The sequence below is a fragment of the Pontibacter actiniarum genome (genome assembly GCF_003585765.1).
In the GTDB taxonomy this organism is placed as follows: domain Bacteria; phylum Bacteroidota; class Bacteroidia; order Cytophagales; family Hymenobacteraceae; genus Pontibacter; species Pontibacter actiniarum.
Window position 1 is genome coordinate 717871 of sequence record NZ_CP021235.1, and the last position, 14710, is coordinate 732580.

The 14710-nt window shown below is 55.6% G+C and carries 12 protein-coding genes; 6 read left to right on the forward strand and 6 right to left on the reverse strand.

The window, feature by feature from the left end:
* Nucleotides 1-41 precede the first annotated feature (41 nt).
* The 3 genes from CA264_RS03090 to CA264_RS03100 all read right to left on the reverse strand — a co-directional run bounded on the left by CA264_RS03090 (nt 42) and on the right by CA264_RS03100 (nt 3747).
* Nucleotides 42-2414: an exopolysaccharide transport family protein gene (locus tag CA264_RS03090; RefSeq protein ID WP_025604494.1), complete on the reverse strand. Its 2373-nt coding sequence runs from the start codon at nt 2412-2414 to the stop codon at nt 42-44.
* Between the two features lie 4 nt (nt 2415-2418).
* Complete coding sequence (locus CA264_RS03095) at nt 2419-3183, reverse strand: polysaccharide biosynthesis/export family protein (RefSeq protein ID WP_025604496.1); 765 nt, start codon at nt 3181-3183, stop codon at nt 2419-2421.
* A gap of 348 nt (nt 3184-3531) precedes the next feature.
* Nucleotides 3532-3747, reverse strand: coding sequence for a hypothetical protein (locus tag CA264_RS03100; protein WP_025604498.1), 216 nt, complete (start codon nt 3745-3747; stop codon nt 3532-3534).
* A 644-nt stretch (nt 3748-4391) separates the two neighbouring features.
* Between CA264_RS03100 and CA264_RS03105 the strand changes: the two genes are divergently transcribed.
* From CA264_RS03105 to CA264_RS03120, 4 genes are all read left to right on the forward strand, one after another.
* Entirely contained in the window at nt 4392-4829 is a 438-nt protein-coding gene (locus CA264_RS03105) for a DoxX family protein (protein WP_025604499.1), read from the forward strand.
* Nucleotides 4830-4905: 76 nt separating this feature from the next.
* The gene (locus tag CA264_RS03110; protein ID WP_025604501.1) at nt 4906-6681 is read left to right on the forward strand and encodes an aminopeptidase P family protein; all 1776 of its coding nucleotides are present in this window, start codon (nt 4906-4908) and stop codon (nt 6679-6681) included.
* 173 nt (nt 6682-6854) lie between these two features.
* A complete protein-coding gene (locus CA264_RS03115; protein ID WP_025604503.1) occupies nt 6855-8435 on the forward strand; it encodes a PQQ-dependent sugar dehydrogenase in 1581 nt (526 codons plus the stop codon).
* A gap of 149 nt (nt 8436-8584) precedes the next feature.
* On the forward strand, nt 8585-9496 hold the full coding sequence (locus CA264_RS03120) for an AEC family transporter (RefSeq protein ID WP_025604504.1): 912 nt from the start codon (nt 8585-8587) through the stop codon (nt 9494-9496).
* Nucleotides 9497-9564: 68 nt separating this feature from the next.
* On the opposite strand, the gene CA264_RS03125 is transcribed toward CA264_RS03120, so the two are convergent.
* From CA264_RS03125 to hemN, 3 genes are all read right to left on the reverse strand, one after another.
* A complete protein-coding gene (locus CA264_RS03125) occupies nt 9565-10191 on the reverse strand; it encodes a hypothetical protein (RefSeq protein ID WP_025604505.1) in 627 nt (208 codons plus the stop codon).
* 152 nt (nt 10192-10343) lie between these two features.
* Nucleotides 10344-10880: a CopD family protein gene (locus tag CA264_RS03130; RefSeq protein ID WP_025604507.1), complete on the reverse strand. Its 537-nt coding sequence runs from the start codon at nt 10878-10880 to the stop codon at nt 10344-10346.
* Nucleotides 10881-11129: 249 nt separating this feature from the next.
* Nucleotides 11130-12506 carry an oxygen-independent coproporphyrinogen III oxidase gene (gene hemN / locus CA264_RS03135; protein WP_036775055.1) on the reverse strand — a complete coding sequence of 459 codons (1377 nt, stop codon included), beginning with the start codon at nt 12504-12506 and terminating at the stop codon, nt 11130-11132.
* Between the two features lie 160 nt (nt 12507-12666).
* Between hemN and CA264_RS03140 the strand changes: the two genes are divergently transcribed.
* Nucleotides 12667-13785 carry an alanine racemase gene (locus tag CA264_RS03140; RefSeq protein WP_036775056.1) on the forward strand — a complete coding sequence of 373 codons (1119 nt, stop codon included), beginning with the start codon at nt 12667-12669 and terminating at the stop codon, nt 13783-13785.
* A 54-nt stretch (nt 13786-13839) separates the two neighbouring features.
* Nucleotides 13840-14667 (forward strand): glycoside hydrolase family 25 protein, encoded by an 828-nt coding sequence (locus CA264_RS03145; RefSeq protein ID WP_025604511.1) that lies wholly within the window; start codon nt 13840-13842, stop codon nt 14665-14667.
* Nucleotides 14668-14710: the final 43 nt, after the last annotated feature.

Below are 14710 nucleotides of genomic sequence, written 5' to 3' on the forward strand. Positions count from 1 at the left end.
ACAAGGTGCAGCCGCTGTGGCTGCACCTGCTGTGTAATGGCTTAGGCGTAATAGTACTTGGCGTTCTTCTTATAGCCGTACTCGTACGTTTTGTTATAGTTCAGGTCATTCATAACCATGTAGATATTCTTGATCCGCTTGGAGTTGTAGAGCTCGTTTATCTCGGTCAGCATATCCTTGTTGGTATACTTGTGCTTCACCACGTAGAGGTTCACGTCCAGGTGGCGCATCAGCACAAAGTACTCTGACACAAACCCGATCGGGGGCGTGTCGATAACCACATAGTCGTACTGTGTTTTGAGCAGCTCCAGCAGCTCCTGCATTTTCGGAAGCTCCAGCAAATGGGAGGCGTTGCTCGGGATAGGGCCGCACGGGATAATATCCAGGTTTTCGACGGCTGTTTTCTGCACCACTTCCTCCAGGGGCTGCCCCTGCGTCAGGAAGGAGGAGAGCCCGTACGACTCGGCTACCGGGAAATACTTGCCGAACGTCGGCTTGCGCATATCCGCCTCGATCAGCACCACGCGCTTACCCGACATGGCCATCTCTGAGCTGAGGTTCACGGAGCAGAAGGTTTTGCCCTCCCCGGATACAGACGATGTCAGGCCAATTACCCGGAAGTCTTTTTCGGCCATCAGGTATTGCAGGTTAATGCGTATGGAGCGGAACGACTCGGCGATGGCTGAGCGCTGGTTGTTCAGCACGGCCAGTTTATCCGACTTGGAGCCATGCGCCACAACCCCCAGGAACGGGATGTTGGTGATGTTCGCCAGGTCGTTTTTGCCTTGAATGGTGTTGTCCACGTTATCCATCAGCACGATGAAACCGGCAGGGATGGCCAAACCAATCAGCAGGGCCAGCAGGTAGATCATCTTCGGCTTTACGTTTACCGGAGCGTTGCCTACCATAGAGGCGTGGTCCACGATCTTCTTGTCTGTGGCGTTAGTCGCCAGGGCAATAGCCGCGTCGGCGCGCTTCTCCATCAGGAAGTCATACTTCTTGTCAATAAACTCCGACTGGCTTTGCAGGTCCATGAGCTTGCGCTCGTTCTCGGGCAGCGAGGCCAGGTTCGACTCTATTTTACCAATGCGGCCGTTCACATCGTTAATGGATATCTCGGCCGACTCCACCAGGTTCTGCAGGTTGGCGATAATAGCGCCGCGGGTGCTGGCAATCTCTCCCTCTATTTTGCGCAGCATCGGGTTGTCTTCGGTCGCATTCACCCTGTAGCCCGCCTTTTTCTGGTTCAGCTCCGCCAGCTGCAGGAACAGGTTGTTCAGAATAGGGCTTTGTATGCCGGCTACCGTAGGCGATACCGATTGGGCGATGCCGTTGCCGTTCTTTATCTGGTCGAGGATGTTCTCATAATACGTTTTGTCGGTGTTCAGGCGCGCCCGCTCCGCTTCCAGCTGCGACAGCTTCTCGTAGTTGATGTTGGACTGAACGTTGATGTTGGCGATGCGGTTGTTGGAGCGGAAAGACGACAGGGCCTGCTTGCTCTGGCGCAGTGAGTCCGAAAGGCCCGCCAGCTGGCTGTCTATGAACTCCAGTGTCTTCAGGCCGTTGTGGTTCTTCTCCTTCAGGTCGTTGGCCACGTACTCCGACATCAGCGTGTTCAGAAAGGCGATCTGCTTGTCCGGAATAGGGCCTTTGCTCTTAAGCACCAGCACGCGGGCCTCGCGGTCTATAGGAGCCACGCTCAGGGCTGCCTGCTGTTGCTTTACCTGGCTTTCCAGGCTGTTGATCACAAAGAAGTACTCCTTGCCCGGCTTCGGGTCCTCCACATCGCTGCGGTTCAGCGTCAGGCTCAGGTTCTTGTCCTGGTAAGGCTCCCCGAACTTCAGCGTCTTTTTAAAGCTCACCAGCGGGATAGACTCCACGGTGGAGTGCGTCTTGAAGTCGTAACGGGGCACGTTCTCGCGCTCTATCAGCAGCTGGTAAGTGTTCTCGTCCAGCAGGCGCACCTTAATCGGAATGTCCACCAGCTGATAGGTGCTCGTGTCCAGGTCCACCACATAGGGGGCGGTTTCGTACTGCTCCTCCACAATCAGGTCTGAGAAGCTGTTAAGCCAGTGGTCCTGTACTTTATAGTAGGCCACGGTAAAATCAAGCTTCTGCAGGGCCTGCTTCACCATCTCTGCCGACTGCAACAGGCCGACCTCGTCTTCTACTTTAATGCCTTTGCTCTGCACCTGCAGCACCTCCAGCAGCTCCTGTGCCTTTTTGGAGCCTGTCTGCTGGTCGCCCAGCAGCAGGGTAGACTTGTACTCAAATACGGGAGACGAGCTCTTTACATACACATAACCGGCTGCCAGAGCTACCACAGCAAAAACCGCAAACAAATACCATTTAGACTTAAATTTAAAGAACCAGCTTTTTAAGTCTATTTCGTGCTCTTGTTTATTCTTCTTCATTCGTCTACTTAAACAAATTGTATAATAGCGCCCCGGTAGAGATTACCCCCAGCACGGCATTTACTACGACCAGGTTGCTTCGTTTCAGCTCCGTTTCCAGGGGCTCGACGTAAATCACGTCGTTGGGCATCAGGTAATAGTACTGAGATTGTACGAGGTTGGGGTCTTTGAGGTCTAGCAAGACCACCTCAGACTTACCCTCTTTCTGGCGTATTAGTTTTATACTGCCCCGGTTGGCTCCCTGCGTCAGGTCGCCGGCCAGGCTAAGGCCCTCGAGCAGGTTGGCTTTCTCGTTGTAGATATAGAAGTAGCCCGGGTTGCGTACTTCACCTAAAACGCTGATCTTGAAGCTAAGCAGCTTCACCACAACGGTGGCGTCCATGATGTAGCGGTTCAGGTTGGTCTGAATCAGCTCCTGGGTCTGTGAGGTGGTGAGCCCCTCTACCTTCAGCTTGCCTACCGTGGGCAGGTTTATAAAGCCCTCGTTGTCGATCGTGTACCCGCTCAGGTACATGCTGCCGGGCTCCGATACGCCAAAAGCGTTGTTAGGGTTCACGATGTTGAAGATATTGGACATATCCGGGTCCACGCTCAGCACCTTGATGGACAGTACATCGTTGGACTGCAGCTGGTAGGCAGAGAACCTTGTTTGGATTTCAGTGGGGACGTATGGCTTGAAGTTTGGATTTTGCAGGTATACGAGTTCTTTTTTCGATACACAAGAAGAAGCCAATAAGATGAGCAAGAGAAAGCAAGTGATATTTCTCATGATTTGGGGTTAAGGGTGAACACACAGACACGCGTGTGGTGTATGTGTAATTCGCTTTCATTTAAGATTTTAGATTAATTACTTAGAACGGCCGGAAAAATCGGCTTAGGCTTATATACTTTTACGCGCCTAAAAAGATGCTATTTGAGGGTAATATTTCGAATATTTAATGAAGAAGGGCCCTGTGGCGGCAGCTGGGGGAGGAAGTGGGGTGCCGGAGCGGCGGGAGAGTAGGACAGAAATAGCGGCGGCAAGCCGGTGAAAGTAAAAAACCATTTCCGGCGCTGCCCTGGGGCTGGCTGGAAATGGTTTTTCCCTGGCTAAAGGTTGCGGTGTATCTACAGGCGGTTATTCAATCCACCTGGTGCGTCTTTGCTTGGCTGCTGGCTGCTTACGCTGCTGCTGAGCCCTTATAGAGTCCTTTGGGTGGCGTATGAGCTGTTGAGCATAGCTATTACCCTGCTCTACAATACCACCTTTTAATCTCCAACCCTGTGGCAGGAAGCCTGCCACCTCTAATGCCAACCCCTCGAGGTCTGGTGCGATAACAATATTGTACTCCATGTTTCCTTTGACTAACTATAGGTACAATGTATAAAAAAGAAACATAGGTTGTATGGCCGCGCTACGGAAATATTTACAAAGAGGTTACATTCTTTTTAAAATAAATTAACGCATCGGTATAGTTTTATTTTATCCTGACAATAAGGCTTGTTTCACCTGAATAGTGCTATTTGTTAATTATAATTACAGGTAGCTGGCGTAGCATATTAGAGGTACGGCAGCAGGAGGGGAGGCTATCAGCCGTAGGGGCAACAGCCAGGCCAGTTGCTGCAGTGCAAGGCAGGCCAGCCACTGCGAGTTCTTCTACCAGCCGGTGTGCCAGCTGCAGTTGAATTCGTATGGGTGTAAGTGGTTTGTTTATAGGTGATTGTGTTTAACCGTTAGCCGCAGCTTTTAAGAGGCCCTTGCAAAAGCTGGAAATATACCATACTTGCGGTAGCACAACCGTACAGCGCCTGTTGCTGCCAACTGAGGACGCAGCTCTTGGAAGCCTGAGGGTATAAAGACAGGTACTGTTAGCCCTGTAACCGGTGCGGGAAAGGCAGTTGCAAGGGTGCCCTTCTGTTAGGGCAAACCTGGCTTTTGCTAATATTTATGAGCTGCGCGTTACAAACCGGCCGCTTTTCCGTAATGACTTTTTATCCATGAAAAACGCAGCCTTCAGTTATCTCCTTGCCCGCCTGCCCCTCGGGATGAGCATGTTTGGCCACGGCCTGCTGCGCCTGCCCAAGCTAACCCAGTTCAGCGAGGGCATGGCGGAGAGTTTTAAAGCCACCTGGCTGCCGCAGGCGCTTGTGCAGCAGTTTGCCTACTTTTTGCCGTACCTGGAGCTCAATATCGGAGCCTTGCTGTTGATCGGGCTCTTTACCAGGGCTGTGTCTACGGTGGGCGTACTGCTGATGGTGGCGCTGATCTTCGGCTCCAGCCTGCAGGAAAACTGGAACGCCGTGGCAACCCAGATGTTCTACGGCGTGTACTTTGCATTACTGTACGCCTTTGAGCACAAGTATAACCGCTACTCCATAGACAGCGGCATCAGGGGGCACAGAAGCAAAAAGAAGAAGGCACCAGCCGTGCAGTAAGCGCGGTTTACTGCCATCTCCCAAGCATTTCTCGTCTGCTTTCCTTAATTTGCCTCAAACCGAAAAAGAAACATACATGACCTACAAAGAAAGATTAGCAGCCATCCGAAGCCAGATGAAGGGTGAGGGCGTGAGCGCCTACATCATTCCGTCGGCAGACCCCCATATAAGTGAATATGTGCCAGACAGGTACAAGTGCATTGAGTTCGCCTCCGGCTTCACCGGCTCGGCAGGTACGCTGGTGATCACCGAAGATGCAGCCCACCTATGGACGGATGCCCGCTATTTTGTGCAGGGAAATGAGCAGTTGCAGGGGACGGGGTTTGAGCTGGCAAAGCTGCGCGTGCAGAACGCACCGGAGTATATCGACTGGCTGGCAGAGCGCCTGCCGGAAGGAGCCACCGTGGCCTTTGACGCGAAGCTTATCTCGGTGAGCCTGGCGCAGCTGCTGGAGACGCAGTTAACCCCGATCGGCCTGAAGATCAACAGCGACCGCGACTACCTGGAGCCGATTTGGCAGGACAGGCCGGAGCTGCCTGCGGCGCCGGCATACCTTCTGGGAGAAGATGTAGTGGGGGAAACGCTGGAAAGCAAGCTGGAGCGCCTGCGCAAGGCGCTGAAAAAGCACCGTGCCGATTACCACCTGATCTCTTCGCTCGACGACTTGGCCTGGCTCTTTAACATGCGGGGTTCCGATGTGAAGTGCAACCCGGTGGTACTGGGCTTTGCGCTCATCAGCCAGGACAAGGCCATGCTGTTTGTTGATACCACCAAGCTCTCCGAAGAGGACCAGGAGAAACTGAGAAAGGCCGGCGTAGAGCTGGAAACCTATGATATGATCGAGCGGGCAATTGCCGCCATTCCGGCCGACAGCATCCTGATTGACCCGCGCCGCAATTGCTACGCCCTGTACAAGCAGCTACCGAAGGAGGTGCGCGTGGTGCAGGACACAAACCCGACCACGTTCTTCAAAGCGGTTAAAAACGAGGTAGAGGTGGAGCATACCCGCAAAACCATGGTGAAGGACGGCGTGGCCCTAACGCGCTTCTTTAAGTGGCTGGAAGAGAACATCGGCAAGACAAAGATCACAGAGCTTTCCGTTGCAGACAAGGTGCGGGAGTTTCGTGCGGAGCAGGAGGGGTTTGTGGGCGAAAGCTTCGATACCATAGCCGGTTACAAGGCCCACGGGGCGCTGCCGCACTACAAAGCCACTCCTGAGAGCGATGTAGAGCTGCAGCCGGACGGCCTGTTCCTGCTGGACTCAGGCGGGCAGTACACCTCGGGCACGACCGACATTACCCGGGTGGTATCGCTGGGCAACCTTACCGAGGAGGAAAGCATAGACTATACGCTGGTGCTGAAAGGCATGATCGACGGTGCCACGGCGCGCTATCCGAAGGGCTCCAAGGGCTACCAGATCGATGCCATTTCCCGCAAGCCGCTCTGGGACTACGCCCGCAACTATGGCCACGGCACAGGCCACGGCGTCGGCTTCTTCCTGAACGTGCACGAGGGGCCGCATGTACTTAACCCCACCCCAACGGCCGTTGACCTGGAGCTGGGCATGATCTCCTCCGTAGAGCCGGGGCTTTACCGCAACGGCAAGCATGGCATCCGAATCGAAAACCTGGTCCTCACCGTGCAGGACGAGCAAAATGAGTTCGGGGAGTTCTATACTTTTGAGCACCTGACCATGGCGCTGATAGACACTGCGCCTGTTAAGAAAGAGCTGCTGGAGGCACACCAGATTAAGTGGCTGAACGAATACCACCAGCAGGTGGTAGAAAACCTCGGCCCGCACCTGCAGGAGGATGAACTGGCATGGCTAAAAGAAAAGGCCAAGGCCATTTAACCCGTACCGGAAGTGTTCTTTAGAGCGGCTGTACCTGGCAAACATGTACAGCCGCTTTTGCTTTTGGGAGCCGCAAGGGCCCGCTTCCCTGCCCCAAATCAAAAACACGGCCCCGCCCGAAACCTTTCCCGGAAAAAGCAATACAAGTAGAGGATTACTTAACGCTACAGCCTATGTTTGTGAAACAACTACTGAATGCTTTTCTTACTGCCGCGGCGCTTGCCACACCGGCCGCTACCTTTGCCCAGGCTGTGCCGCCAGCCGCTACCGAAACCGTAAAGGTGGAGGTGCCGGAGGCCCTGCGGCAGGAGCCTTTTGACGTGGACCGCTTTGCCACCATCCCCAAAAATTTTAAGCTGGAGCTGTACGCCCGCGTAAGCGGTGCCCGTTTCATGGCCGTGGCCCCCAACGGAGACTTGTTTGTGTCGATGCCCTGGGACGGCGTGGTGCGGATTGTGCGGGAGCGGGAGAACGACGTGCCCCAGCAAATTAACTACGCCTCCGGTCTGGAGCGCCCCCACGACATCGTGTTCCACAAGATCGGGGACCAGCAATACGTGTACATCGCGGAGAAGAATAAGATCATCCGCTACAAGTACAGCAACGGCGATGAACAGGGGCAGAACAAGGAAGTGCTGATCGATAACCTCCCCGATGAGAGCCTGCCGGAGCTGAAGGGTAACTACGGCCACGTGCTCAAAAACATCGCGCTCGACTCCAACCACAACCTCTATGTTTCTATTGCCTCTACCTGCAACGCCTGTGTGGAAGACACGCAGAGCAACCCGAAGCGTGGTGCCATCTACATTTACAACGCCGACGGCACGAACGGGCGCCTGTTTGCCGAGGGGCTTCGGAACGCCGAGGGGCTGGACTTTGTGCCGGGTACGAACGATTTGTGGGTTACCGTTAACAACCGCGACCAAATAGCCTACCCTTTCAACGACGGCTCCGGCAACTATGGGAAAGTCGTGCAGAGCTACGTGGACAACAACCCGCCGGAGGAGTTTACACTGGTGCACGACGGGGGCAACTACGGGTGGCCCTTCTGTAACCCCGACCAGCGGGAGGGGATGGAGAACATGCCGTTCATCAACGATGTGCAGCTAAACCCAAACGGCAGCGTAGACTGCAGCGGCATGGACCGCATCAGCCGGGGGATACAGGCGCATACCGCCCCATTGGGCTTGCTGTTTACGCAGGGCACTCCAATGCCGGAGCCTTACCGCAACGGCGCCCTGGTTGCACTGCACGGCTCCTGGAACCGCTCCAAAGCAACCGGGTATAAGATTATCTATTTCCCGTGGCAAAACGGTAAGCCGGGAGACTACATAGACCTGGTGGGCGGCTTTCTCAACAGCGACTCCACCCAGTCCTATGCCCGCCCCGTGGATATCGCCATCGGCCAGGAGGGCAGCTTATATATCTCTGATGATGCCAAGGGCGCCATTTACAGGCTAACCTACACCGGGCCACTGGCTTCTGCGGAGCAGGAACAGCTGCAACGGGCCGTGCAGGTATACCCGGTGCCGGCGCGCGGAAACCTAAAGCTCCGGATAAACGGGCTCAAAAACCCGGAGGTACGGTTTATACTTACAAACGCGCAGTCAGCAAACGTGCTGGACGTGACACACCGGGTCCAAGGCACGCAAAAAGATACGGAGCTGGAGACAGAGGGGCTAGCAGCCGGTGTGTACTTCCTGAGCATTGTGTCCGGCGATACACGCGTGGTGCGGCGGGTCGTGCTGCAGTAGCACAGCGGAAAAACAGGGCAGGCAGAGGCGCAGGGGCAGCGCCTCTGCTTTTTTGTTGGAAACCAGGCGAGCCGTTCTGTTTTCTGGCGTGGCAGGTTTACCTTTGCCCTTTAGGCGTTTAACGCGTCATCACTCCTGAAAAAACAACGATGAGCAGCTTTATACTTTTATTCGGGTGCCTGGGGCTTGGCGTGCTGCTACAGCGCGTAAAGGATTTCCCGATGAATGCTCCGCTGGTGCTCAACCAGTTTATTATCTACATCTCGCTGCCGGCCCTGGCCTTGTACTTTATTCCGGAAGTGGTGCTGAGCCCTGCGGTGCTGCTGCCGGTGGGGGTGGCCTGGATCTGCTTTGCGGCGGCGGCTTTGTTTTTCTGGGGCCTGGGCAGGATGTTCGGGTGGTCGCGTAAACTTATCGGCTGCCTTATACTTACCGCCGGGCTCGGCAACACCTCCTTTATCGGTTTTCCGGTGGTGGAGGCGCTGTATGGCAAAGAAGGGCTGAAAACCGCCATTCTCATAGACCAGCCGGGCTCGTTTATGGTGCTCTCTACGCTGGGCATCGCGCTGGCGGCGGTGTTCTCCAAGGGCCAGGCAAGCGCCCAGGCCATCGCCCGCAAGATATTCTTTTTCCCGCCCTTCCTCACTTTTATGCTGGCCCTGCTGCTCAACGTGCTTAACCTGCACTTCTCAGAGGATATGAAAGATGTGTTTCAGCGGCTGGGGAGCACGGTGTCGCCGCTGGCACTGGTTTCGGTGGGGCTGCAGTTGCGGCTGGAGCGGCGAAGCAGGCACTGGGGCTTTCTGGCACTCGGGCTGGCTTTTCAGCTCCTGCTGGCGCCGCTCCTGATCCTGGCCCTCTACCACTGGGGGCTTGGGGTGAGCGGCGAAATGGTGCAGGTGTGCGTAATAGAGGCAGCCATGGCGCCTATGATCACGGCTAGCATAGTGGCCGCCTCCTATGGCCTAAAACCGCGGCTGGCAAACATGATGATCGGGTTCGGTATTCCCATTTCCTTCATCACGCTCGCGTTCTGGTATTGGCTGGTGCAGGGGATTTAGCGCCGCGCTGTATTTGAAGGGCGTATAGGCACCCTGCCAGCGGCTACGGAACGGGGAAATTCCCGACGCTACTCCTGGTAGGTGTCGAGTTTTATTTTCTCGATGAGCAGGTAGTTCTTAAACTGGTGGATAAGCTTGTCCATCTCCCGCTCTTTCTCCTCCAGCGCCTGCACCTCCTCATCCGAGTCCTGAAGCACGGGCTGCAGGCGGAAAAGGCTGTCCTGGAGCTGTGGAATGGCGGCCTCGGTGTGCTGGCGGAGCGAAGGCTCCATATCAGCGGTAAGGGTGCCCTCAAGTTCCTTTATGTACAGCTCCAGAAACGCCACCATGTGCCAGGGGTTGTTGGGGCGGTTCCAGGTAAAGCTCGTGTTGCAGCGGCGGCAGCGGTAGGTGTTGCACTTCCAGCCGTGCTCGTTGGTGGTAACACCCTGCTTTTTCAGCATGTCGGCCTTGTGGCACTTAGGGCACTGGGCATTGTCCTCGATTAGTTTCTCCAGGCGCTCACGTTTCGTGAGGATGGCCGTGCGGTTGCTGGCATGCGTTAGCAACTGCGTCTCCAGGTTCTGGCACGCCTGCGTCAGCTGCTCGTGCGCTGCCGTCAGTTCTCCTGTCTCCATCAACTGGGTGGCGCGCTTGCTAAAGAAGCGAATCAGTTTGATGAGTTCTCTCTCGTTTGCCTTCAGTGCGTTATTCATACATGCAAAGGTAAGGCTTTAAGTTAAAAAGTTAAACCGTTAGGGGCAGAGAGGCACAAGGCGGTTCCGAAGAAGCGCCAAACGCCGGGAGCGTACCGCTGTGGCAGTCTCTGCAGCCAGCACACACTGCCACAGCGGCATCTTTCTTATTTTTACTGATTCTTTGCCTCCCGCGTTCTTTTGTAGATGCGGATGGCCAGCATAAGTATGGCTGAGAAGAGAATAAGCCCTAAAATGCCCCACAGCATGCTAAGCGAGCTCTTGAGCACCACCAGAAAGACAATGCTGATGAGGAAGAGCGTGGCCACCTCGTTCCAGATGCGGAGCTGCGTGGAGCTATACTTCAGGAGGCCCTGCTGCTGCTGTTTAAAAATGCGGTGGCAGAGAAAGTGGTACACATACAGCCCGACCACAAAGCTGAGCTTCCAGACCAGCCAGCCGGGTACGGAGCCGTAGAGGTACAGCATGGAGAGCCCGAAAATAAGGGTAAGCACAGCCGAGGGCCAGGTAATGCCGTACCAGAGGCGCTTTTGCATCAGGGCTAACTGCCGCTGAAGTATGGTTTTCTCCGGCTCCGGTTTTTCAGCGGCCTCGGCAAAGTATATAAACAGGCGCACAATGTAGAACAGCCCGGCAAACCAGGTAACCACAAAGATGATATGCAGCGCCTTTACGTAGAAGTAACTCATAGCAACGTTTCTTTCCGCAAAGGTACGGCGAAATGTTTAATTGCTGCGTGTTCTCCCGGCGCAAGGGGCAAATCTGTGTTTGTGCTAGCTCCGGTTCTGGCAGCTGCTGTAGTGGCTTTTTGTGCTTGGGTAATTATTACACCTTTGTTCCGCCGGCGTGGCTATGCGCTGAAAAGCGCAGCCTTTGGCGGGCGTAAAAGCAAAAGAGACGCTACTTCGGCGTCTCTTTCACAATATTTCAGTTCAAGCTTAAACAGATCTGCTAAAAACGGGTGTGGTAGGTTTATCTGCCCACAGCCTGAGGTCGAGGCACATGGCGACGTTGCGCAGGAACGGGCGACCTTCCTCCAGCACCTGGATGTGGTTGCTGTCGTAGGTCACCAGGCCATCGGCGGCAAGCGGCTGCAGGCGTACCAGCGCCTGGTTCAGGTACTCCTGTTCCTCGCCCGGCCAGCTGGTGGCAAGGCGGCACATCAGGTTTAGAATGTGGCGGCGGATGCGTAAATCCTCCCCGGTCAGCTCATGGCCTTTCAGCAGCGGAAGTATGCCGGTAAAGACGACTTCTTCGTAGGCCTCCACCTCTTTTATGTTCTGCATAAACGCGGTGCCGGTGTCTGAGATGCTGGAGGCACCCAAGCCGATCAACAGCTCGGTGTGGCGTGGGGTGTAGCCCATAAAGTTGCGGTGCAGGTTGCCTTGCACAGAGGCAACGTACAGTTCATCTTCCGGCAAGGCAAAGTGGTCCAGCCCGATTTCCACGTAGCCTGCCTCCTGCAGGAGGGTGCGGCCGAGTTCGTAGAGGCCGCGCTTCTCTGCCGGTGCAGGCAGGTCTGCCTCGGAGTAGCGGCGCTGGGCCTTGCTTTTCCAGGGCACATGGGCGTAGCTGTAGAAGGCGATTCGCTCCGGGTGCAGCTCTTTTACCCGCTCAATCGTGTGGCGCACGCAATCGGCGCTCTGGTGAGGCAGGCCATAGATAATATCGGCGTTGATGGAAGTATAGCCCATGGCACGGGCCGCATCAAAGATCTCCTTGGTTTGCTCAAACGTCTGGATTCTGTTAATCACAAACTGCACACGCGGGTCGAAGTCCTGAATGCCCACGCTAAGCCTTCTGAACCCCAGGTCATACAGGACCTGCAGCTGCTCTGCGTTGGTGGCGTTGGGGTGCACCTCCACGCTAAATTCCGCCTCAGGGGTTACCTCAGCCTTTTCCAGCAGCCCTTCCAGCAACTTTTTCAGATTTTGGGCACTGAAGAAAGTGGGGGTGCCGCCGCCCAGGTGCAGCTCCGTGATCCGCGGCTTTTCGTCGAAAACAGCCAGGTACTGCTCCCACTCCTGCAGCAGCGCCTGCAGGTAGGGCTCCTCTACTGCGTGGTTTTTGGTAATGCGCTTGTTGCAGCCGCAGTAGGTGCAAAGCTGCTCGCAGAAAGGCAGGTGCAGGTACAGGCTGATGCCTTCCGTGCTGTTGGTTTTCCGGAACGCCTGCTGTACGTGCTGTAGCCACTGTGTCTGTAGCAGGGGTTTCTCGTCCCAGTAAGGCACGGTGGGGTAGCTGGTGTAGCGTGGCGACGGTACGTCATACTTAGCCAGCAGCTCGGCAGGGGTGGTGTTCAGCGTAACTTGCATCTTGGGGTCTCCTCTCTTTATACTTTAACTGCGGCAAAGGTCAGGAGTATCAGCGGCTTAGGAAATGACATTTGTCACCATAAAGCGGCTGTGGGTGTGTTTCTTTGCCCAAATCTGTGTAACTTCACAGGATTTGCCACCTAGTTGCATCGATTATACTATGAGAATTACAACACCTACACTACTACTGGATAAACAGAAAACGATCAGAAACATCCGTCGCATGGCTGACAAAGCGAAGCAAAACGGGGTAAGGCTCCGGCCGCACTTTAAAACGCATCAGTCGGCGCAGGTGGGGGAGTGGTTCCGCGAGTTTGGTGTGCAGGCGATCACGGTATCGTCGGTGCGGATGGCCCGCTACTTTGCCAACCACGGCTGGAAGGATATCATGGTGGCCTTCCCGGTGAACGTGCTGGAGATGGACGCGATAAACGAACTGGCCGCCCGGGTAAACCTGCACCTCGTGGCCGTAAACCTCGACACGGTCACAGCTCTCGCACAGCAACTGCGCCACCCGGTGCAGCTGTCGCTCAAGATCGATACGGGCTACCGCCGCACGGGTATTCTGGCTACCAACTACGCCGAGCTCGACAGCGTGGTGCAGAAGATACGGGAGCAGGACAAACTGCAGTTTACCGGCTTTGTGGTGCACGACGGCCATACCTACAAGCAAAACGACGTCTACGCCATCCAAACCATCTACAACACCTCTGTTTACCAGCTGCACCTGCTGCGCGAGCGCTATAAGTCCAAATTCCCGAACCTGCAGCTGTCCATCGGCGACACGCCTTCCTGCAGCATTATCGACTCGCTGCGCGGGGTGGATGAGATACGCCCGGGCAACTTCGTGTTTTACGACCTGACGCAGCAGCGCATCGGCTCCTGCTCCTTCGACGATATCGCAGTGTGTATGGCCTGCCCGGTGGTGGCTAAGCATCCGGAGCGTGGCGAAATCATACTTTACGGCGGCAGTGTGCACTTCTCCAAGGATGTTATCCTGCAGGAGGATGCCTCGTCTATCTACGGCCGCATTGTGGAGCTCACGCCTCAGGGGTGGTCAGGGCCGGTGGAGGGCATCGAGGTGGTGTCGCTTTCGCAGGAGCACGGGGTGGTGAAGGCCTCGCCGGAGCAGTTTAAGAAGTACAGCGTCGGAGACCTGATGGGGGTGCTGCCGGTGCACTCCTGCCTCACGGCGAACCTGATGCAGGGCTACCTGACAACGGAGGGCGAGCAGCTGGAGCACCTAACGGGCCTGCCGTACCGCGAACTGGTTTCTTAGCGGAAGGTGTAGCAAATTGTTGTCCGGAAATATACCTTTGCAACAGAGGGAGATATGGCAGCAAACACGAAACCACCGTTAAAGAAAGCACCTGCAGAGAAACCTTTTAAGGTGCCTGCCAAGCGCGCGGTTCGTACCGCGAAGCCGCGCAAGAAGCAGCAGCAACAGCCGCCAAGGCGCTTCTGGGCTGGCCTGGCTATTCTGCTGGGCATTATCCTGCTGGTGCTCTACGTGGAGTACTTCGTTGACAAGCCTGAGCCGGTCTGGCCGGAGGGGCATACCGTGTACGGCGTGGACGTGAGCCACTACCAGAAAGAGGTAGACTGGCAGAAAGTGCGCGAAAATGAGGTTGTCTTCGCCTTTGTGAAGGCCACGGAGGGCGTTTCGCTCAAGGACAGGAAGTATGAGGAGAACTGGGCCGGTGCCGGAGCTGCCGGCATTATCCGGGGGGCCTATCACTTTTACCTCCCGTACCTGAACCCGGAAGAGCAGGCCCAGCATTTTGTTTCCAGCGTGCAGCTGCAAAGCGGCGATCTGCCGCCGGTGCTGGATGTGGAGGTGCGCGGGCGCAAGCCGGTGGCACAGCTGCGCCAGGACCTGAAGGTGTGGCTGGAGAAGGTGGAGAACGCGTACGGCATAAAGCCCATCATCTATACCAACTTCAAGTTTTACGAGGATTATCTGGCCGGGCATTTCGACAGCTATCCGCTCTGGATTGCCCATTACCGTGTGCCAAGGCTCCAGATAGAGAAAAGCAACACCCGTAAACTGGCCTTCTGGCAGCATACCGATGGCGGCTCCATAGAGGGCATTACCGGTTCTGTGGACTGCAACGTGTTTTACGGTAGCATGCGGGATTTACGCGGTGTCTGTATAAAATAGGCGCTGTGCCTGCCGCTTGTAAGGGGGCTACTCGAATAGCCGG